The following is a 21,275-nucleotide window of genomic DNA, read 5'->3' as shown; positions in this document are numbered from 1 at the left end:
CCCACGCTTATGTCTCTACACTCTCAGGTCGTCGCCATTGAATGGCGGCAACAGACGCTGCATTTGCTCGATCAGCGCATCCTTCCCCACCAACATCAGCTGGTTGAATGCCACTCCGCCGCCGATGCCGCCGATGCCATTCGTTCAATGGTGGTTCGTGGTGCGCCAGCAATTGGCATTACTGCCGCTTATGGCTTCGCACTGGATGCACTGGCAGGTCGCGATCTGGATATTGCGTATCAGGTACTGGCCGAATCCCGGCCAACGGCGGTGAATCTGTTCTGGGCACTGGAGCGCATGGCCGCGCTGACCAACGCCAACGGCCAGCAACTCCTGGCCGAAGCACGACGGATTCACGAGGAAGATATCCAGGCCAATCTGACCATGGGCCAATGGGGTAGCGAATTACTGGGCGACCAGACCACGGTGTACACCCACTGTAATACCGGTGCACTGGCAACCGGTGGCCATGGCACCGCACTGGGTGTTATTCGCAGTGCCTGGGCTGATGGCAAGATCCGCCATGTCTACGCCGGAGAAACCCGTCCCTGGTTACAGGGGGCGCGTCTTACCGCCTGGGAACTGATGCAGGATGGTATTCCGGTCTCTCTGGTGTGTGATGGGGCCGCCGCCCAGCTGTTCCGACAGGGCGATACCGCCTGGGTTATTGTCGGTGCTGACCGCATTACCGCCAACGGTGATGTCGCCAACAAGATTGGTACCTATAGCCTGGCAGTACTGGCCCGCCATCATGGCATGAAATTCATGGTCGTCGCCCCCTCCACCACCTTTGACCTGAGCTTGCCATCCGGTGCTGATATCCCGATTGAACAACGGCCGATGACCGAAGTAACCCGTCTGCAAGGTATCCAGATTGCACCGGACGACTGCCAGGCCATCAACCCGTCGTTTGACGTTACTCCGGCCGGGTTGATCGACGCCATCGTGACCGAGCGTGGTGTGATTCATCAACCATCGGTTGCAACAGTGGCTGCTCTGCTGGCAACTCACTGACAAGGATATCGCCGAGGAGTATCATGGCACTTGTATTTGATCCGGAAGCTTTCCGTTTGGCCGCCTCTGACCTCTGTCGTTATGGCAAACAGCTATACGATCGCGACTGGTCTCCGGCCACCAGCTCCAACTACTCTGTACGCCTGAATGAGCACGGCTGCGCCCTGACCAGTTCGGGCAAGCACAAGGGGGAATTGACCCCTGCGGATATTCTGGCGGTCGACTGGCAAGGACAGGCCTGGACTGCAGGCAAGCCCAGTGCCGAAACCCTGTTACACACACAACTGTATCAGCGTGACCCCGCCATTGGCGCCGTGTTACACACTCACTCCAAAGCCGCCGTGGTGCTCTCTCATATCCACCCGACCAGTGAACTGATACTCAGCGGCTGGGAACTGCTGAAAGCCTTTTCAGGCCAGACCAGCCATCACTGCCAAATGGTGATTCCGGTGTTCGATAACGATCAGGACATCCACCGTTTGGCGCAGCAGGTTGAACAGCGCATGCAAGCCAGCCAACAAGGCCATGCCTACCTGATTCGTGGTCACGGGGTTTATACCTGGGGACAGAATCTGGCCGAATGCATGCGTCACCTCGAAGCACTGGAACACCTGTTCGACTATCAACTGGAACTCAAACGACTGAGGCAGCAATGAAACGTCCACCAAAACCAAGGTACATCACTCGTCAGAGCCTGACTCGTAAAGATCTCCGTACCTGGAATAATGGTAAACCCTCCCACGCCCGACGCAGTGGCTACATGCGCGCCGAGCTGGATATGGTGCAAGAAGAGCCCGGCAGCATCTTGCGTATTTACCCGGACCACGAAACCGCACAACTGTTATTTACGACCGACACTCACGCCCACATTCGCGAACGCCTGCAACAGGTGGGTGTACGCTTTGAACACTGGAGCACCGATACCGAGCTAACGCCCGGCGCTAGCGAGGAAGACGTCATTGCCGCTTACGCCAGAGACATCGACCGCCTGGTACAGGAAGAAGGCTATCAGAGCATCGACGTGGTCAGCCTCAATACTGACAACCCGAAAAAAGCCGAATTGCGTCAGGTATTTCTGCAGGAACACCGCCACAGCGAAGATGAAGTCCGTTTTTTTGTCGCTGGCGAAGGGCTGTTCAGCCTGCATATCGATAACAAGGTGTACGAAGTACTCTGCCTGCAAGGTGATCTGATCAGTGTACCGGCCAATACGCCACACTGGTTTGATATGGGTGACAATCCCGGTTTTATCGCTATTCGCCTGTTTAACAACCCGGATGGCTGGGTGGCCAATTACACCGGCAACCCCATTGCCGACCGTTTTAATCGCCTGGAAAACTGACCATGACGGTAACTGCCATTCTTACGGATATCGAAGGCACCACCTCTTCCATCGCCTTTGTCAAAGAGGTGCTGTTTCCTTACGCGGCCAGCCATCTGGCCGGTTACGTACGGGCCAACCAGCACGATCCTCTGGTACAGCAGCAGCTGCATGCTACGGCGCAGCTACTCGAAGAGGAAGCCCCCGGCAGTGGTATCAGCAGTGCGGATACCGATGCGCTGATCAATACCCTGCTGGAGTGGATCGCCACTGACCGCAAGGCCACTCCACTCAAGGTATTGCAGGGGCTGATCTGGGAAGCGGGTTACAAAAACGGTGATTACGTCGCACATATGTACCCGGATGCCACCGCCAATCTGAAACAATGGCATCAGGCAGGCATTCCTCTGTACGTGTATTCATCCGGGTCGGTAAAAGCGCAGCAGCTGTTTTTTGGCTATAGCCAGGATGGCGACTTATTGCCACTGTTTCGTGGCCACTTCGACACCACGGTCGGCGGCAAACAGCAAGTTGCATCGTACCGGGCGATTGCCCAACAGTTACAACGGGATAGCCGCGAGGTGTTGTTTCTGTCGGATATCAAAGCTGAACTGGACGCTGCCGCTGCTGCTGGCATGCAAACTTGCTGGCTGGTACGTGATGGCGAGTTGCCAACCCAATCACCTCACCCGGTAGTCAGCAGCTTTGACGATATCGTGCTCTAGCAGGCCGTTGAAATTCGTATCTGATTCGCTGATAGTGTTCAAAATTCTGTGTCACCCCTATAGTTTACCCTCTACAGGGAGTGACACATCACGAAATCGACATTCAAGCCTTTGCTAAGGCCCTCCAGTCCGGTCAGGATCTCAATGGCAAAGACGGTCTGCTAACACCTCTGATCAAGCAGATCACCGAAGCTGCATTAGGTGCTGAACTGGATGAACATCTGGGGCAGGATTCCCAGCCTAATCGTAAAAACGGGGCCTCCCGCAAAACCATTAAAACGGCTTCCGGGTCCTTTGAGCTGGAGACGCCACGGGATCGTAATGGCGCGTAAGTTGGCGCTGTTTTTTGCGAGCTTTTTGTTTTGGCAAAAACCGTGACAACTGTTAGCGTCCTTTGATTTGCCTTGTTATAGCGCTTCTGAGTGTTTCATTTCAAGCTTATCCAATTCTGTACATAAAAAATCATAGTAATTGCTAAAATGACTATTTAGTGTAACTAATTTTGAATTATCAACTAAAAACTCAGTTAAGTTACTTTCATCGAAAACAGGCACATTTGTCGTTGTTAAAAAATCATCAATGTCTTTGTATGCTCGACGGTATCTTGATAAGTGATTTACCCACTCATAATCATTTTTAGTAATAATTTGATCGATATGATCAAATTTATCTTTCAAAATATCAAACTGACTTTCAAGCTCTTTTTTATGTTTTTCGATATTTCCTGATAACTGATCTTTTACTTCTTCAGGTAAATCTGGGTTATTTCTAAGCTGATACTTAAATATATACCAAGACATTTTTTCATTATTGATCTTTCTTAAGGCTACTTTCGCACTCCATATATAGCCGAAGTATGGTCCTAATTTGATCTGCTTTATCCAAGTATTAACACCAATGATTGCCGCTATTGAAGCAACCAGTGTTGCACACCCTCCAAGAAAACTTCCAAACGCTCCGATATCTGCGAGACTTTGACTAAAAAGAACTCGATCTGACACATATCCAGAAATCATTATAAAAGCCCCGGCAGTTCCGACAGCAAAGCATAAAAAAGCCCAAAAAAACTTAAAGAATACATTCATATTATTATGATTACCATTGCGCTATAACGCCCTGTTAACAGGCTAAATATAGTTGGTTAAAATATGCGACGAAGGAGCATGAACCAACTGTATTTAGTCCTTGTTTAACAGCTTGTTAGGGCTTTCTTAGGATTGCTCATATCTATAAAGCTTGAGCTAGTTGACTTAAAGTCAGGTAGGTTGTCATACATGCTTTCTGTAATTTCCGGCAATTTATCCAAGTAGGGGGTAGTTCTACGGTTGCTAACAACTTTCGCTCTACTTGTTAATTCAGATTTGGAGTTTGCCGTTAATTTTTTCATTTCTCTAAGAACTCAACTATTTTTTTATCTTCTATGTCAGTTAAACAGAATTCTTTGACTCGTCTTGTAGCTGAATTTACACCATGTTTATAGGCTTTGGAAGTTCTCTGTTCACATACTTCAATCATTTTGATTGTCCCCTCAACTTCTTGTCGCCATATTCTTTTGTTTTTATCTAGAATATACTCCCAGTCTAGGATAGAACCATCAATATCTGCAAGTCCGTTTACAATCTCTACAGGTGAACCATAACGATCGCCCGGATTAGGCTTTAAACATTTATTTATCACTGTTTTCAACTTTCTAGGAATATGCAAAGGATATGCCTTTCTATCTGGGAAGTTACCAGCTCTTACATCACCACCAAGCTCTGGCCATGTTTTATACTTGCTAAATTGGCGGTCAAACTCTTTGTCTCCCACACACATTCGATACATAGTTAAACCAGCTTGATAAATATCAAATCTATTGTCAAAAACACATTGAGCATTACCGAAGTATTCTGGAGGAAATTGCTTTCCATATAGCACAGGCTGTTTTGCTAGGCCGTTTCTGTCCATTGGTTTTGATTGACCAAAATCCGCTAATAATGCTTCATTTCTATCAGAAATAAGAACATTGTCAGGCTTTATATCAAAATGAATCAAACCTTTTGAATGCACATTATGTAAGCCGTTTAAGAAATGAGTAGAGTATCTAATGATTTCTCTAACAGTAAGACTTTTTTTTGCCATCCTCTTTTTAAGAGAACCGTTACGATAAAAAGGCGAAGCCACATAAACTTTTTTGTCATCTTCACATGCATAGCAAACTTGAACTATATTCGGGTGCGTACTTTTATACAGCGCTTGTGCTTCTTCGAAGTAATCTTTAGAAGAAAAACCATGTTTTATTTCTATTTCTTTAATTACTATTTCTGCATCTAAATTTTGATCGTGGGCTCGGTATACTTTTGAGTTTTTACCTTCATGCCCAATTTCTTCTAACTTTTTAAATGATACTTGAGCTTTTTGATATGCAAACATTAAGCTAGTGCCCCCATTGCTGTCAAAACGGACTCTCGTGCCGGTCTAGTTCGACAAGCATCCCAATTATCGATCAATTCAAACACCTTATCTCCTTTAAATACGGATTCTAATTCTTTACCTGTCATATTTAGTTTCGAAGCGATTGAGTTTTTTCTACCAACAAAATATTGTTCAACATTGCTACTGGAAAATGCTTCTTGAATAACACCTTCAATGTGCAACCTTGTTACATCTAAGTTTTGTGCATTACTCTCCGCAACTCTAATTCCTGCAATTGAAATATTGTACTCTCGCAATATATCTAAAACACAATTTCGAATATATTTTAATTTCTCAGGAAAATCTAATGCTGCTGGAATTTTAATAAGCTCAATATTGATTATTTGGTAGTTTTCATTTTCAGTGCTAATAACTGAAAATGTTGTTTTTTTAGGTTCTACTCTGATTCCTAAAATATTCATACGATCCCTTTTGAGTGGACGGAGCCCTAACGCTTTGCTCACCGGCAAATTGCGAGCGTAGCGAGTAATTTATCCGCGTGCAGCAATTTGTTAGCGATTACTCTCCCGTAATTTGGACATAAGCTTCCAAACATACACAATACTCTGAACGGCTAAAACTAAAGTGAAAACCTCTACCAAGACAAACGACGTAGCGATCGGGTCATAGTTCTGAAAGTTTTCGAGTCCAAGAGAGCAGTAACCCTTAAAAGACGATGCAATAATACCGATGCTCGGCGGAAGATAAACCAGCATTATACATAGTGTAGCCAGCAATAGTGGTATCGCACGGGACCATAATACTGACTTAAGACTTTTCTCGAACTCCCCTCGGTCTTCCTTGTGCTGCGGCATAACCTTAGCTATTGCGTTAACAATATCATCATGCCAAAGCGCATACAGGACGCCTGTTATAGCCAAAAGAACACTTGCTGCAGTAAGAAGCTCATTCATTAGGAATAAATTTTTCCGTCAGTCTGGCATATGCGGCAGGGGATATTTCAAAAGTGGAAACACTACTTCGCTTTTTCTTTATTTGCTGAAGTGTTCCATCTATTGATGCAAGCGCCCTATTGAGCTCTTCGACAACATTTTGGCTGTTGATTGTTACCACATAGGGACCAGTATCACCCTCTTGCTGAGCAGACTCTAATGCCCTTCGTATTGAGTTATCGATGGCGTCACGTAGTTGATATTGAAATTTGGACATTACTGCCCGAATCAATGCTCGACTTTCTGTAGCGCTCGTTTGAAAGAGTCGGCAAACCTCCTGTTCGTCCGGGATCCTATTCTCGAACACATTTGTTATCAAGAGAAATAGTCGATATTCGTTGAGATCAGATCCACGCCTGAATATCTTCTGCCCCAAAAACATGGAAACATATTCCCTCAGCGCAGCTGTTGAATACGATGAAAGAGAATCTGATATATCGTCTATCGAGCAATCTAGAATTCGGGCTAGCTCTTGCTGATCCTCATCGCTGAGTTCAATTGTTGCATTTACTTCCATGCATCCTCCTTATCAACTTACGCTAACAGTTTATTAGTGCGCATGCGCGGTTTCTGGGCAAGTCGGTTTCTGGGAAATCACCGTAACTACTTGAATAATAGGAAGTAAAATCCATTTCCAGATCAGTCCATTCTGTGAAAGCGAGCATGCGCATTAACTCCTGTTCCTGTGTGCCTTGCGTATTAATCTGTCAACCTGCGCAACAACTTTCCGTATATCAATGCCTTAACGATAACAACGTCCGGGAAAGCGCGCAAGGCTTCTGAAAAAGCGCGCATTGATTTGGGCAACTTTCAATTATACTGGATATGCATACATATCAGATCAAGGAGTGATCAATGCTCAGGCCGACAAACCAGCGATAGAGCATGTTGTACTGAATCTGCTCGACCAGCTGCCGTTCGCTGCGAATACTAAATACTGAAGAGGATTTGCAGCAGAAAGGCTCTCAATAAACGCTCCGGAGGAATGGATCAGGCTGAGTTTCCAATCGGTGTGGGTGAGTGCCTGATCGAACAGGGTTTTGATGGATCGTAAAGGGTGATCGTGTAGAACCTTACCGAAGCCAGTAGGTATCAGGGATAAAATCAACAGCCTGCTAGAGACTGGAGCTGACGGGTACACCAGCCTGATGGCTGCGCGAGCGATCAACGACGATACTGGCATCCGACGACCATCCGCAGATGCCAGTATCCACACTCTCGACTCTCAAGCCATGTTCTGCTTGTTACCCCTGAGCAGTGATTGATAAGCAAGCACCAACCAATACCCGAGCGCCAATATCAGAAATGGCGATAATGAAAACGTAAGTGCTCTTCAATAAATGAAGCAATAAAGTAATAGCTGTGATCGTAACCGGCATGTATTTGCAATGTCAGTGGGTAATCACTTGCTTCTGCAGCAGCGGTCAGTGCCTCTGGCTTTAATTGCTCCACCAGAAAGTTATCCGCCTCTCCCTGATCCACTCGCGCTGGAATACGCACCGCTGGGTTTTTCATCAGCTCACTGGCATCGTGTTGCTTCCACAATTCACGGTCTTTACCCAGATAAGCAGTCAAGGCTTGCTGACCCCAAGGGCAGTTCACCGGATTACAAATAGGGCTGAATGCCGATACAGATGAAAACATACCCGGATTTTTCAAGGCGATCGTCAATGCCCCGTGGCCACCCATCGAGTGACCGGCAATTGCCCGTTTGGCTGTCACCGGGAAAGTCGCTTCGATCAGGGCAGGCAATTCGCTGACTATATAATCGTACATGCGATAGTGCTTGCTCCAAGGCTCCTGGGTGGCATTGACATAAAAACCAGCCCCCTGACCAAGGTCGTACTGGTCTGCATCGGCTACCTCTTCACCACGCGGGCTGGTATCCGGTGCGACAATCGCAATGCCCAACTCCGCTGCCACTCGCATGGCACCGGCTTTTTGCATAAAGTTTTCATCGCTACAAGTCAGTCCCGACAACCAGTACAGCACCGGTACATCTTGCCCCTGCACCGCTTGTGGCGGCAGATAAATCGCAAAGCGCATATCGCAGTTCAGTACTTCCGACCGATGCGTATATTGCTTGTGCCAGCCATCAAAGCTTTTGTTCTGACTAATCATTTCCATGGAAGTCCCCTTCAGATAGGTCAGACGCCTGCCAGCAGACGTCAGATGCAAATGGTTAAACGGCAATGCCGATGGCGGAGCTGGCCAGGCCAGACTTCCGCCATCTGGCATCAGGGGTTTCAGTAATGAATAACGGAACGGATTGATTTGCCTTCATGCATCAGGTCAAAGGCTTCGTTGATCTGATCCAGTGGCATGGTGTGGGTGATAAAGTCGTTCAGGGCAAATTCGCCAGCCATGTAACGTTCAACGATTTCCGGCAGCTCGGAACGACCCTTGACGCCACCAAACGCTGAACCGCGCCAGACTCGGCCAGTCACCAGCTGGAATGGGCGGGTAGAGATTTCCTGACCGGCACCGGCAACACCGATGATCACGGATTCGCCCCAGCCTTTATGGCAGCATTCCAGCGCTGAACGCATTACATCAACGTTACCAATACATTCGAACGAGTAATCCACCCCACCGTCGGTCAGGTCAACGATCACTTCCTGAATCGGCTTGTCGAAATCTTTCGGGTTGATGCAATCGGTTGCACCCAGTTTTTTCGCCAATTCGTATTTGCTTTCATTGATATCCACACCAATGATACGGCTGGCTTTGGCCATGGTGGCACCAATGATGGCCGACAGACCAATACCGCCCAGGCCAAAAATAGCCACGGTGGCACCTTCTTCGACCTTGGCGGTGTTCATCACTGCGCCCATGCCAGTGGTAACACCACAACCCAGCAGACACACTTCTTCCAGCGGGGCATCCGGGTTGACTTTGGCCAGAGAGATTTCTGGCAGCACAGTGTACTCAGAAAAAGTAGAGCAACCCATGTAATGGAAAATTGGCTCACCCTTACAAGTGAAACGCGTGGTGCCGTCTGGCATCAGGCCCTGGCCTTGTGTGGCACGTACAGCCTGACACAGGTTGGTTTTACCGGATTTACAGAACTTGCACTCACCACATTCGGCGGTGTACAGCGGAATCACATGGTCGCCTACTTTCAGGCTGGTCACGCCTTCACCAACAGACTCAACGATACCACCACCTTCGTGGCCCAGGATCGATGGGAAAATACCTTCAGGATCTTCACCAGACAGCGTGAAGGCATCGGTGTGACACACACCGGTCGCGACAATTTTTACTCGCACTTCACCGGCTTTTGGTGCAGCAACTTCAACTTCTTCAATCTTCAGAGGCTCTTTCGGGCCCCAGGCAATCGCGGCACGGCATGTGATGGATCCAGTCATGTTGTTCTCCTGCTGAGGATTTATTGTAAAACACCATTCTAGTTTTTCCCCACATGGATATAATCCCCTCAATTAACAATTTATCTTTACGGTGTAGAAATAATGGTGCAATGGGAAGGAGTCAGAGAATTTGTTGCCGTGGCCGAAACCAGCAGCTTTACCGCGGCCAGCCAACGGCTGAAACTATCGGTAGCTCAGGTCAGCCGCCAGGTTGCCGCACTGGAAGCCCGACTCAACAGCGAATTGCTCCACCGCACCACCCGCAAGGTGTCGGTGACGGAAGCCGGCCGACTGTATTATCAGCATTGTCGGCCTTTGCTTGATGGCCTGGAAGAAGCCGAGCAAGCGCTTAACTCCCTCAACCACAAAGCCACCGGACTGTTACGACTGACCGCACCGTTCACCTATGGTGAAAATCATATTTCCCTGTTGCTCAACGACTTCCTGCTGCTGCATCCCCAGGTGCAGCTTGAATGCCAGATGACCAACCAGAAACTCGATCTGATTGACGGCGGTTACGACCTCGCCATTCGCCTGGGCAAGCTGGAAGACTCCTCCATGAAGGCTCGCCGCCTGACCACTCGCCAGCAATATCTGTGTGCTTCGCCAGAGTACTTGAGCAAACGGGGCGAGCCCCATTCGCTCTCGGAGTTACAACACCACAACTGTTTGCTGGGCACTCTCGATTACTGGCGTTTTCGAGAGTACAACCGGGAAAAAATCCTCCGCGTCAGCGGCAACCTGCGCACCAACAGCGGCCTGGCGCTGGTCGATGCAGCCCTCAAGGGCATAGGTCTGGTTCAGCTGCCGAATTATTACGTCAAGGAACATATCGACAGTGGCGCACTGGTTGAGCTCTTGCCGCAATTCCAGCCGGAAGCCGAAGGGATCTGGGCGCTGTATCCGCACAGCCGCCACCTGTCGACCAAGGTCAGGCTGTTGGTGGATTTTCTGGCAGAGCGGCTCGGGAGTTGAGTTAACGGAAAATCAAGCAGCGGCCACGCAAATGCCGCAGGGATAAGATATATACCACCTGCGCAATTCTTTTTCCCAATACTGACACTGGACTACCTGCCCGCTGGTGCACAAGCTATACGGGTACATCAGCAAGCAGAAATCGGTTTGCTGAAATGTGATTATCCGCTGGCTTATACCGTGTTTACTGGAACATAAGCTGCTTGTATCTCTTGAAGTAACAGGAAAATGAATATGTCAGATTACATTGCAATGACTGCTGTTATTGAAGCCAGAACCGGTTGTGTAGAAGCATTGGAAAAACAGTTGCCAGAGTTCGAGAAAGTCACCAACGACGAGCCAGGCTGTGTTGAATTCAGGTTTTTTAAAGCAGCTGAAAAGCCAAACCAGTTTATCTTATGGGAGATTTTTACCAGTCAGGAATCACTGGCAACCCATATGAATGCGGACTATACCAAGGACCTTTTTGCTCTGGATTTAATACAATCAACTCAAGTGATAAAACACAGCAAAGTGATATAGAGGCTCTCGTTCGTAGGGGCTGTCAGCGGGGTGTTTAAAGACTATTAGCAAAGACTATTAGGACACCCACCGATCAAGGACGGACTATCAGCAGCGGACTATCAGCGGACTATCAGGACACCCACTTAAGTAGAGACTATCAGGACACCCACTAATCAAAAGACAAGACTATTAGGACACCCATTAATCAAGTAGCAGAGACAAGACTATCAGGACACCCACTTAAGAGCAGACTATCAGGACACCCATTAATCAAGTACTTTTGCCTGATTCCATTGCCGCGTCGCGATGTCATAATTGAAAATCATCAACTTCACGGACGGAGTTCGACTATGCCCAAGCCTCGTAAACAACAGGTCTCGATTGAGGCCACTCCTTATTACCATTGTGTTTCCCGCTGTGTTCGCCGCGCTTATCTGTGTGGAACAGATTCAGTGTCTGGCCAGAGTTACGAACATCGCCGCGGTTGGCTGGAAGAGCGTATTCTGGCGTTGCCGCAAATATTCGCCATCCAGGTTGCGGCTTATGCAGTGATGTCGAATCACTACCATGTGGTGCTGTTTATCGATACCCGACAGGTTCAGGCCTGGCAGACTATCAGGACACCCATCGATCAAGTACTTTTGCCTGATTCCATTGCCGCGTCGCGATGTCATAATTGAAAATCATCAACTTCACGGACGGAGTTCGACTATGCCCAAGCCTCGTAAACAACAGGTCTCGATTGAGGCCACTCCTTATTACCACTGCGTTTCCCGCTGTGTACGCCGCGCTTATCTGTGCGGAACAGATTCAGTGTCTGGCCAGAGTTACGAACATCGCCGCGGCTGGCTGGAAGAGCGTATTCTGGCGTTACCGCAAATATTCGCCATCCAGGTTGCGGCTTATGCAGTGATGTCGAATCACTACCATGTGGTGCTGTTTATCGATACCCGCCAGGCTCAGGCCTGGAGCGATATGGACGTTGTGCTGCGCTGGCATCAGCTGTTCAAGGGCAATGCGCTGTCGCAGCGGTTTGTGCAGGAAGAATTGCTCTCAGAGCCGGAGCAACATCGGTTGTCGATTCTGATTGAGGAATGGCGTTCCCGACTGTCGGATATCAGCTGGTTTATGCGCGTGTTAAACGAAGCCATTGCCCGCGAGGCGAATGCGGAAGACGACTGCTCCGGGCGATTCTGGGAAGGTCGTTTCAAGTCCCAGGCATTGCTCGACGAAGCGGCGTTACTCAGTTGCATGGCTTACGTGGATTTGAATCCAGTGCGAGCGAAAATTGCCGCGACGCTTGAAACCTCCGATCACACATCCGTTAGCCGTCGAATCAATGACGCAACAACGACGGTAAATACCGATGCCATCGAACGGCAATCTTCCGGGCTTTTGCCATTTGTTGGCCATCCGAAACAACATTCACCCGTGGGTATCCAAATGCCGTTGAGTGACTATCTGGCGTTAGTTGATGCAACCGGGCGGATAGCTCGCGGCGATAAACGTGGCGCGATTGATACAAGCGTATCGCCGATCCTCAGCCGAATTGGGCTGGATGACAATCAGTGGCTGACCATTAGTCAGCAATTCGAGCAGTGCTTCACAACCTTTGTTGGTAGCGAATCCAATGTTCGTTCTGCCTGCGAACGACTCGGTTACAAACGACCGACCGGTATAGCGCCAGCCAGACAGTTACTGGCAGGCTGATTGACTCCGACAAGCCCAGATTAACGCATTGCCTTGATCAGAGAACCGCGCTCTGAGGTTTTATTACGCCCAGAAGTCCGGTTTTACCCTCAATTATCACCAGTACACCCTGCCAGCGAGCATCAAAAACACACAGGCCGTCATAACGAAGTCAGAAATCGCAGAATATAGAGGATTGCTGAGCGATTTAATGATGGGTGTCCTGATTAATACCCATTTAATCGATGGATGTCCTGATTAACTCTGAGCGATTTAATAATGGGTGTCCTGATTAATACCCCGGATTAATACCCCCTAACACGCAGCTAACGACCTGCGCCTTCTGCTTGCACCGCCACCCAGCCTTCCATACCCGCACTGCCTGCCGTCTGAATCTGATCCGTCACATTGGTTTTCATATTCCAGGCCAGTTCGTGGAAGTAAAAAGCCACGGTGTTAATCGCCGGTTCGACAATCGCCACCAACCCTCCGACGAGCAAGTCTCCGGTCAAAGCATAAGCAACGGTAAAAGCGACAGAAAAGTGCATGACAGCAAAGGTTAATGTCTTGGTCATTTCAAGCTCCTCGCCAGTTGCCTGGTAGGCGTTGTCTGGCATTGATTAGGTACACAGACAGATTAACGCTTTTATAAAATAGTTAAAATCAAACAAAACTAAACACCTAATAGTTTATTTCTTAAAAAGCTATTGACGCTACAGACCCAGATTTCACCACGGCACGCCTGACGACCGATAGCCCTTCATGGTTAATGACTGCCTAACGAGTCAGCTGAGCCACCAGAACTGCCAAACGTTCCAGGCCAGGCCGAATCCGTTCAGTGGCTATCGATGAGTAGCCCAGCCGGAAACAGTTGAGTGGCCCATTCTGATCGTAATAACACTGGCCAGGTTCGATAATAATGCTCTGTTTCACCGCCAGGGATTGCAGGGCCAGGCTATCTAGCCCGGCGTCACCTTCAATCCAGTAAGCGGAGCCGCCAAAGGTCGGAGGGATAGTACTGACCGGCATCAGCTCATCAACCCCTTGCCGGATCAGTTGCCAGCGTTCTTCATACACTTCCAGCAGATGGCGAATCAGGCTGTCGTGGTAGCCCCGTTCAAGAAACAGTCCAACCGTTCGCTGATTGTTGGTTGGTGGGTGTCTTAGTATTAAGCGCCGTAATTCTCGCAAGGCGGCAACCAGGCGTTTGGGAGCTACGATATAGCCCATCCGTAAGCCTGGTGACAGGGTTTTCGACAGGCTGCCCACGTAGATCACGCGTTGATGACGGTCCAGGCTTTTCAGTGCCGGAGTCGGATGGGAAGCGAAGTTGGTTTCGCATTCATAATCATCTTCAATTATAAGAAAGTTATCGGCGGCAGCGCGTTCCAGCAGTGCCTTACGGTTGTCCAGCGGCATTGTGACGGTGGTCGGAAACTGGTGACTGGGCGTGGTAAAGACCACATCGCAGTGATCCAGCTGTTCATTTACCACCAGCCCGTTCCTGTCAACGGGCAGGGCCCGGGTTTTGGCCCCCACCAGGCGGGCGATACGGGACAGGTCCGGGTAGCCGGGATTTTCAAAACCGAACACCCGTCCAGGCCCAAGCAGGGCGTTCAGCAGCAGGTACAGCGCATTCTGGGCACCAACGGTAATCAATATCTCGTCGGCTTCTGCCCAGATGCCACGCCGCGGTAGCAACCGCGAACGAATCTGTTCAATCAGCAGAGGGTCATCGCTATTGTAATGATCCGATGACCAGCTTTTGACAGACTGGGTTCTGACCGAATCCAGGCTGCATTCCCGCCAACGCTTGACCGGAAACATGGCCGGGTCAAGCTGACCGTATACAAACGGGTATTGAGCCTGTTGCCAGCGCACCTGTCCGGGTTCCGCCAGCAGCTCCGGTTTGTCGATCAATAACCCTTGCCAGTCTGGTGTATGCCGGGTGTGGTGGTCATGGTCGCACGGCACCGGCAAGCAATCCTTGCGGATATCTGGGGCCGCGAAAAACCCGGCCCGTTGTCGCGAGATCAGGTAGCCATCATCAATCAATTCCTGATAGGCGATGATGACGGTATTGCGGGAGATCTTCAGCATCCTGGCCAATTCACGGGTAGACGGCAATTGCATGTCCGCCGGGATATGGCCTGCCAAAATCGCTTTGCTGATTTGCTCTCGCACTTGCTGCTGCAAGGTGTTGGTGCTGTCCGGGTTCAGGTGAAACAGTTGTTTGAACATGGTGTATCGGTACTTTTCCGGGTCGTTGTCCGACTCAAACGGCTGAGTGACTCACAGGATTCTATCAATCAACCGAGTCAAAAAGCCCGCCAATAACAGCCATAACCGAAAATCACCGGCCAGCACCACGCACTTGCACCACGCATTTATGCCATGGCGCGAATGGTTTCCTGCTTGCCCAGGTTGTACGGACTCGCCGGACGCGCCAATAAACGTTCATTGACCAACGCCTGTGCCAGTGAGCGATTACCATCCCGGATTGCAGCCTCCAGCAGGGTACGTGCCAGTACGTCACGCTGAGCCAGGCTGCCTCCGAATTGACCATTGCTGTTCTTGATTGGCCAGAGTTTGTTCACCGCTGTTTTATAGTCTCCTTGGCCAAAGGCCAAAAATGCTTCGCACACGGCCAGGCCGGTTTGTTTCACCATCTGGTAGTTGGTCGGGGCGCTATCGCCATGTACCAGATAGTCTTTCAGATCAGTGACGATATCCGTCGCCGTATCAAAGTCTCCCGCTGCAACGTGAGCAATCACAGCATGGGCATCGTTAAAGACATAAAACTGCTGTTTGTGTTTATCCATCCAGGAGTCGGCCAGTGCTTGGGCACGATGCCCCAGGTTCTGGTTTTCCAGATACAGCCGCCACAACACCGAGGAGCCATCCAACAAGGCCATTGGTGCCGGATTGACACTCGGGAAATGGACATATTTATCGTAAACCGCCACAGCTTCCTCCAGTTCACCGGTTTCCAGCAGGAACAGGTCAAGGTGGATGGCATTATGACTGATCATATCGTTATCCTTGTTCCAGTACGGTTCGTACTGGCGCATGAATGCCGCACCGTCCTGGAACTGGCCACGCATTTCCCGGGCGTGAGCCACCGCATGAATACCCCAGATGTCCCCCGGATTCATCGCCACCGCCCGCAAACCGTTGTCGGTGGCTTGCTCATAATGCCCGGCTTCTTCCTGGCCAAAACTCAGCATGCCCAGCAAGTATCCGTATAGTGGATGTTGCTGATCCCAACACGGCAGTACCCGGCCAACCCGGTCACGTAAATTCAGCACCTGCCCCAAAAAGAAGTCGAGTTGGTGGCCACTGAGCAGCGCCAGTATGTCTTGCGGGTATTCCACCAGCAGCTGATCAAAGATATCGGAGGCGGTCATCAGATCGCCTTTAACCCAGGGTTCCAGCGCCGCCAGGTGCATGCGTTCGCGGTGATTAAAGTGTGTGGCTGGCAGTGTCTGCAAGGCAGTGAGTGCCTCCAGCGCACCACCATGGTCATCCTTGTCGGTGGTCCACAAACACAGGTTGCCCTGCAGAATCAGTCCCATCACAAAGGCTGGATCGTCGTTCAACATGGCCTCAATGCGTGGTGATGGGTCTTTGAAACGACACAGCTCGCTAATGCCGGTGTTGTACAGCTCAACCAGCTGTGAAGATTGCGCAGTGATATCGAGATTGGTGATGTCTTTCATAGTGGGTGTCCTGTTTGGCCAGATTCTGGTGCTATGGCTCTCTGAGAACCAATCTGAGCATTGTGCTTGCGGAATACAGTAACCCTTCGAATCCAGAGCTATAGATCCAGATAGCCTGCTCTGTTGTGACACGGGCCTTCATGTGGACACTGCTGACAAACCTGATCCAGACAACTTATCGGGCGGTGGCTGATTTCAGTACAGGACGAGGATGGGAAGCAGCCATGGCGTCTGCTGCAACAACCTGTATGGCAGGATGCCTTGGCGGCTTATCAATCAGAAGGTGGAGATACTGAGCTGCGCGATAGCGGCATCACGCAACACGGTGGCCAATGGCAATTGGCCAGAAAGGACACAAGGACTCCACGGTTGTGAAACCCTTGTCGCCAGCTTATCGACCCTTGGGAGGTTCTGGCAGTTCGTCTTCTGTCAGTGTGCCGCTGCCGTCTTCATCAAACTTGTCAAAATCATCCAGCAGTGGCCCTTTTACCTCATCCTTGCTCAGCTCATTATCGCCATTGGTATCCATTTGTTCAAAGCTGGGTGGACGCTGTGGTCGATCATCGTCAGCGGCTACTGCTGTCAGACTATAAGCAGACAGAACCAATAAGGGTAAGGCGATCAAATTTTTTTTCATATCTATCCTCTATAAAATAAACACCAGCCGTTAACGGCTTTCCGGCCTTTACTCGTTGAGAAAACAAGGAGCAAAAACAGAGTGTATTACACGCCAGACAATGGCCTGGTTTCAGGAAAATCAGTTATTTTGAAATTAACAAACAGACGTTAGATCGTTGACTGTCAACCGCTCTGCTCCGCCTCCAAGTTCAGCAGGAACAGTACCAAACACTCAAGTCGACAAGTATAAGTCAATTGTAAATATTGTAATCCTTCGCAAACATACTCATAAAAACCCAATCTCTTAATAAAGATCATGGATAGCCACAATAAACTTGTGATCCAATAAACACCGTTTTCATTCTGTTTGTGCTGGAGATTGTCTGTGAGAATGCCTGAAATTTCTCTATCCAAAAATACAAAATTCTCTATCGGTTACAGTTTTTTGCTGCTCATACTTTACTTCAGCTCTTTTGTTTCTCCGATGGATGACAAGGGTTATTATGTTCGGCTGATTATTTTGATCAACCTGGTGGGGATTGCAGCGTTTTATCTGCAATTTCCATTAACCGGGCGTTTAAAGACATTTCCTTTATTCAAGAATATAAACTGGAGTGTGGCCAAGCATAAATCCATGGGGTACTGGATTGGTGGAATATTCTTTCTGCACCCGTTTCTGATTATGGCTCCCAAATGGATGTTATCCACAGCAGATGGCTGGCTGGCCATCAAGACGGTCCTGTTTGCACCTGAGATGCTCACCGGCATTATCGCCTGGATACTATTATTTGTTTGGGTTGTTTTTTCAGCGTTAAAAAAACAACTGCCATTAGGTTATGAGGTATGGCGTTTCTGGCACACATTGGGTTTTATTGTTATTACCATTCTGGCAACGCTCCATATCACGGCGGTTGGCAGTCATGGTCAGTTACAGCCCGTATTTAATAGTATCTTCTGGGGGCTGTGTTGTATCGCTGTTGCTATTTCTTTTTACAACTACGCCATCAAGCCCAAAACGCTGCAAAAACATGCTTTTGTTATCCGGTCAATCGAAAAAATCAGTAGCACTGACTGGCAACTGACACTGACAGGAAAATCACACACAGCGTTTGATTTTGACGCCGGTCAATTTGTCTGGATTAATACACATGTTTCCCCTTACAGTCTGGATTACCATCCTTTTTCTATCGCTTCGTGCACCCAGTCCCTGCCTGATATTTCTTTTGTTATCAGAGAGCTGGGAGATTACACCCGCCAGCTCGATCAATTGTCGGTCGGGCAAACCGTCTACCTTGATGGCCCCTTTGGCCAGCTGACTCTCGATGCCAGCCAAAAAGCCAAAGGCATCACTCTGGTTGCCGGAGGAGCCGGTATCGGGCCAATGTTGGGGCTGTTACGCCAGCTGGCCGCAAACCATGACCCTCGCCCTGTCCGCTTACTCTATGGCAACAAAAAGCAGGATCAAATAGTGATGTATAAAGAGATCAAAGCGCTGGAGCAGTCCATGGTAGATTTCAAATCGCTATTTGTCTGTGAAGTACCCACATCGGACCCTGACATTCATCACGGTATTATCGATAGCAACAGCCTGGCAATCACTATCCCAGAACCACAACACTGGGCTGTGTATCTTTGTGGCCCAGAGGGAATGATGCAGAGCGTTCAAAAAGATCTGGGGTTGTTGCATATCCCGAAAAACAACATCATTTGCGAAGAATTTGACTTTTAATAACCAACCCGGGACGTTTCATTATGCCTATTCATCAGATTTCTGGCTGCATTGGTTGCGAGTCATGTATTAAAAGCTGTCCGACCGATGTGATAAAACTGGATCAGGAAACCAAAAAGGCCGTGATCGCTTATCCAGAAGACTGCCAGATTTGCCATTTGTGTCGCCTGTATTGTCCGGTCGGAGCAATCACCATTACGCCGGAAAAAAGCATCCCTGTTATGGTTTCCTGGAGATAACATGAGCAAGCAAGACACCCAATCCGGGCAAAGCGGATTATCCCGGCGTCAATTTATCGGCCTCACCGGCGGTGCTGTCGGCGCAGCCATTGGCAGCTATGCGCTGGGTCAGCATTTTCTGGGGCAACCGCCAACCATCAACAAACGCAAAATCGAATCCGCCGAATTCACCACCGACAACCAGACCACCGATGTGCTGGTGATTGGTGGCGGAATGGCTGGCCTTTTTGCCGCCGTCAAGGCACATGATGCCGGGGCCACGGTCGCCATGGTATCGAAAGGCCGCCTAGGCAGCTCCGGCCTGACGCCTTTTGCCAAAGGTATTTTTTGTTACGACAAGCATAACAGCCAGATCAGCCTGGATGAGTTCGTAGAAAAAGTAACGGAATCCGCCATAGATACCAACAATCCGGTATTTACCCGCCAAATGGCCGAACACTCTTATGATCGGGTACAGGAATTAAAAGCCTGGGGATTCTTTGATTCTCCCCTGTACAACCAGTCGTTTATGCGGCCCATCGAAGAACGCCGCATTCCCTTGCACGAACGCATCATGATTACCCATCTGGTCAAGCAGGATGGTCGTGTTGTGGGAGCCTCCGGTTTCAGTCTCGACAGCCCCAAAATCATCCACTTTCACGCCAAAACCGTTGTGCTGTGTACCGGCTCTGGTGGCTTCAAGCCCAATGGCTTTCCGGTCTGCGACTTGACCCACGACGGCAGTATCATGGCCTATAAGATTGGTGCCAAGATCACCGGCAAGGAATGGAACGATGGTCACCCGGGATCCGCCCAAAATTCAGGCTCCAGTTATGACAACTGGCATGGTCAAATTGAAGAAAAGCCATCCACCACGGGGATTGAGGTACACCACGATCTCGGCGTTGACCTCAATTATCAAGCCTATAATCTGGGTGCTCCGGTCACCATGGCACCACCCGGAGCCCAAACAGACACCGAATTGAGTGGTGGCCCATGGATACCCGACGCATTCAGGCACCCGGACCGTCGCCCGCCCATGCCACCACCAGAGCTAGGCCTGGCAGCGCTGTTTGGTAAAGGCAGACCCTCCGGCCCTCCAGGTATGGGTGGCGAACAGGTGGGAGGCTCCAGTGCCGGCATGGCCATTCACAAATCCGAAGGACTGGTTCCCATAAATGAAACCGGCCTGAGTACCGTTGCAGGTTTGTATGCTGCCGGTGATGCGCTGGGTTCTTATATGTCGGGCGGCATCTACACCCAGATTGGCTCGTCACTGGCCGGTTCAGCCGTACAGGGAGCCATTGCCGGTGAAGCAGCCGCCAAACAAAGTGCAACCTTGCCACACAATCCGATCAGCGCTGCCAACCAGCGCTACAATACCGAGCAAATCCTGGCTCCATTGCTGCGTGAGCGGGGCTACAGCCCGGCCTGGGTCACTCAGGTTCTGCAGGGCATCATGATTCCGAATTTTGTTTTATATATTAAAAAAGGCCGTTTACTGGAAGCCGCTCTGGCTTACATCGAAGAACTGCGAGACCACCACAGCCCGATGTTAATGGCTGAAGATTTACATGCATTACGTCTTGCTCATGAAACAGAAAACATGATTATTACTGCCGAAATGAAATTAAAGGCATCGATCATGCGTACCGAAAGCCGCTGCAGCCATTATCGCCTCGACTACCCGGAGGTCGATAAAGAAAACTGGCAGGCCTGGATCAACATAGAACAAGGCCCGGATGGTGAGATGCTATTCGAAAAACAGCCTTTTGATATGTGGCCAAATTTCCCGGCAAACCCTGTCGCTAACGGATGATAGCGACCAATAAAGAACCATAATCGCATCATTGGTTTCATTATTCCGTAATATTATTATGTTCTGTCCCTGACCCGCCACCCTGCAGCTGCTCAAACAAGCTGCAGGTACTTTCTTTGCTCCCAACCTCCTCCTTACCTCCTCCCCTGTTCTGTCTGCAGTGCCAAAT

Annotated in this window: 21 protein-coding genes and 2 pseudogenes; 12 read left to right on the top strand and 11 right to left on the bottom strand. The window is 49.5% G+C overall.

All coding sequences use genetic code 11. The features are described 5' to 3' along the window. Positions 1 to 9: 9 nt before the first annotated feature. From mtnA to Q8W32_RS12420, 5 genes and pseudogenes are all read left to right on the top strand, one after another. On the top strand, positions 10 to 1,014 hold the full coding sequence (gene mtnA / locus Q8W32_RS12440) for an S-methyl-5-thioribose-1-phosphate isomerase (RefSeq protein WP_305415172.1): 1,005 nt from the start codon (positions 10 to 12) through the stop codon (positions 1,012 to 1,014). A 23-nt stretch (positions 1,015 to 1,037) separates the two neighbouring features. Then, on the top strand, positions 1,038 to 1,670 hold the full coding sequence (locus Q8W32_RS12435) for a methylthioribulose 1-phosphate dehydratase (protein ID WP_303434225.1): 633 nt from the start codon (positions 1,038 to 1,040) through the stop codon (positions 1,668 to 1,670). 122 nt (positions 1,671 to 1,792) lie between these two features. Then, complete coding sequence (locus Q8W32_RS12430; RefSeq protein WP_305415252.1) at positions 1,793 to 2,356, top strand: acireductone dioxygenase; 564 nt, start codon at positions 1,793 to 1,795, stop codon at positions 2,354 to 2,356. Positions 2,357 to 2,358: 2 nt separating this feature from the next. Beyond that, on the top strand, positions 2,359 to 3,060 hold the full coding sequence (gene mtnC / locus Q8W32_RS12425) for an acireductone synthase (protein ID WP_305415170.1): 702 nt from the start codon (positions 2,359 to 2,361) through the stop codon (positions 3,058 to 3,060). 80 nt (positions 3,061 to 3,140) lie between these two features. Next, positions 3,141 to 3,389 (top strand): annotated as a pseudogene (locus Q8W32_RS12420) (transposase); the annotation flags it as partial. A 78-nt stretch (positions 3,390 to 3,467) separates the two neighbouring features. Here the strand turns inward: Q8W32_RS12420 and Q8W32_RS12415 are convergent. The 7 genes and pseudogenes from Q8W32_RS12415 to Q8W32_RS12385 all read right to left on the bottom strand — a co-directional run bounded on the left by Q8W32_RS12415 (position 3,468) and on the right by Q8W32_RS12385 (position 9,835). Beyond that, a complete protein-coding gene (locus Q8W32_RS12415) occupies positions 3,468 to 4,145 on the bottom strand; it encodes a hypothetical protein (RefSeq protein WP_305415168.1) in 678 nt (225 codons plus the stop codon). 298 nt (positions 4,146 to 4,443) lie between these two features. Continuing rightward, the gene (locus Q8W32_RS12410; RefSeq protein ID WP_305415166.1) at positions 4,444 to 5,472 is read right to left on the bottom strand and encodes a serine/threonine-protein kinase; all 1,029 of its coding nucleotides are present in this window, start codon (positions 5,470 to 5,472) and stop codon (positions 4,444 to 4,446) included. Then, positions 5,472 to 5,936, bottom strand: a complete 465-nt coding sequence (locus Q8W32_RS12405; RefSeq protein WP_305415165.1) for a hypothetical protein — start codon at positions 5,934 to 5,936, stop codon at positions 5,472 to 5,474. Before Q8W32_RS12405 ends, Q8W32_RS12410 begins: the two co-directional genes overlap by 1 nt. 484 nt (positions 5,937 to 6,420) lie before the next feature. Next, positions 6,421 to 6,984 (bottom strand): hypothetical protein, encoded by a 564-nt coding sequence (locus Q8W32_RS12400; protein ID WP_305415164.1) that lies wholly within the window; start codon positions 6,982 to 6,984, stop codon positions 6,421 to 6,423. Positions 6,985 to 7,318: 334 nt separating this feature from the next. Beyond that, positions 7,319 to 7,457 (bottom strand): annotated as a pseudogene (locus tag Q8W32_RS16640) (transposase); the annotation flags it as partial. A 309-nt stretch (positions 7,458 to 7,766) separates the two neighbouring features. After that, positions 7,767 to 8,594 (bottom strand): S-formylglutathione hydrolase, encoded by an 828-nt coding sequence (gene fghA / locus Q8W32_RS12390; RefSeq protein ID WP_303434219.1) that lies wholly within the window; start codon positions 8,592 to 8,594, stop codon positions 7,767 to 7,769. A gap of 119 nt (positions 8,595 to 8,713) precedes the next feature. Beyond that, positions 8,714 to 9,835: an S-(hydroxymethyl)glutathione dehydrogenase/class III alcohol dehydrogenase gene (locus tag Q8W32_RS12385; RefSeq protein ID WP_303434218.1), complete on the bottom strand. Its 1,122-nt coding sequence runs from the start codon at positions 9,833 to 9,835 to the stop codon at positions 8,714 to 8,716. A 102-nt stretch (positions 9,836 to 9,937) separates the two neighbouring features. Between Q8W32_RS12385 and Q8W32_RS12380 the strand changes: the two genes are divergently transcribed. The 4 genes from Q8W32_RS12380 to Q8W32_RS12365 all read left to right on the top strand — a co-directional run bounded on the left by Q8W32_RS12380 (position 9,938) and on the right by Q8W32_RS12365 (position 13,024). After that, a complete protein-coding gene (locus Q8W32_RS12380) occupies positions 9,938 to 10,810 on the top strand; it encodes a LysR family transcriptional regulator (RefSeq protein ID WP_303434217.1) in 873 nt (290 codons plus the stop codon). 234 nt (positions 10,811 to 11,044) lie between these two features. Next, positions 11,045 to 11,332, top strand: coding sequence for a putative quinol monooxygenase (locus Q8W32_RS12375; protein ID WP_303434216.1), 288 nt, complete (start codon positions 11,045 to 11,047; stop codon positions 11,330 to 11,332). Between the two features lie 332 nt (positions 11,333 to 11,664). Then, entirely contained in the window at positions 11,665 to 11,994 is a 330-nt protein-coding gene (locus Q8W32_RS12370; RefSeq protein ID WP_370693684.1) for a hypothetical protein, read from the top strand. Between the two features lie 31 nt (positions 11,995 to 12,025). Then, positions 12,026 to 13,024 carry a transposase gene (locus Q8W32_RS12365; protein ID WP_305415161.1) on the top strand — a complete coding sequence of 333 codons (999 nt, stop codon included), beginning with the start codon at positions 12,026 to 12,028 and terminating at the stop codon, positions 13,022 to 13,024. Positions 13,025 to 13,329: 305 nt separating this feature from the next. On the opposite strand, the gene Q8W32_RS12360 is transcribed toward Q8W32_RS12365, so the two are convergent. The 4 genes from Q8W32_RS12360 to Q8W32_RS12345 all read right to left on the bottom strand — a co-directional run bounded on the left by Q8W32_RS12360 (position 13,330) and on the right by Q8W32_RS12345 (position 17,359). Next, complete coding sequence (locus tag Q8W32_RS12360) at positions 13,330 to 13,578, bottom strand: DUF2061 domain-containing protein (RefSeq protein WP_303434214.1); 249 nt, start codon at positions 13,576 to 13,578, stop codon at positions 13,330 to 13,332. Positions 13,579 to 13,780: 202 nt separating this feature from the next. Next, on the bottom strand, positions 13,781 to 15,244 hold the full coding sequence (locus Q8W32_RS12355; RefSeq protein WP_305415159.1) for a PLP-dependent aminotransferase family protein: 1,464 nt from the start codon (positions 15,242 to 15,244) through the stop codon (positions 13,781 to 13,783). Between the two features lie 146 nt (positions 15,245 to 15,390). After that, on the bottom strand, positions 15,391 to 16,722 hold the full coding sequence (locus tag Q8W32_RS12350; protein WP_305415158.1) for a tetratricopeptide repeat protein: 1,332 nt from the start codon (positions 16,720 to 16,722) through the stop codon (positions 15,391 to 15,393). Positions 16,723 to 17,113: 391 nt separating this feature from the next. Next, entirely contained in the window at positions 17,114 to 17,359 is a 246-nt protein-coding gene (locus tag Q8W32_RS12345) for a hypothetical protein (protein WP_303434211.1), read from the bottom strand. 372 nt (positions 17,360 to 17,731) lie between these two features. Between Q8W32_RS12345 and Q8W32_RS12340 the strand changes: the two genes are divergently transcribed. The 3 genes from Q8W32_RS12340 to Q8W32_RS12335 are packed head-to-tail and all read left to right on the top strand — an operon-like array spanning position 17,732 to position 21,106. Further along, positions 17,732 to 19,069 carry a ferric reductase-like transmembrane domain-containing protein gene (locus Q8W32_RS12340; protein WP_370693688.1) on the top strand — a complete coding sequence of 446 codons (1,338 nt, stop codon included), beginning with the start codon at positions 17,732 to 17,734 and terminating at the stop codon, positions 19,067 to 19,069. 23 nt (positions 19,070 to 19,092) lie between these two features. Continuing rightward, a complete protein-coding gene (locus Q8W32_RS16635) occupies positions 19,093 to 19,308 on the top strand; it encodes a ferredoxin family protein (RefSeq protein ID WP_368501395.1) in 216 nt (71 codons plus the stop codon). Position 19,309: 1 nt separating this feature from the next. Then, complete coding sequence (locus Q8W32_RS12335; protein WP_305415157.1) at positions 19,310 to 21,106, top strand: FAD-binding protein; 1,797 nt, start codon at positions 19,310 to 19,312, stop codon at positions 21,104 to 21,106. The last annotated feature ends 169 nt before the right edge of the window (positions 21,107 to 21,275 follow it).

This window comes from Oceanobacter sp. 3_MG-2023, from assembly GCF_030688925.1.
In the GTDB taxonomy this organism is placed as follows: Bacteria; Pseudomonadota; Gammaproteobacteria; order Pseudomonadales; family Oceanobacteraceae; genus Oceanobacter.
The sequence above is the reverse complement of the archived record's forward strand: the minus strand, read 5'-3'. Positions and strand labels throughout refer to the sequence as shown.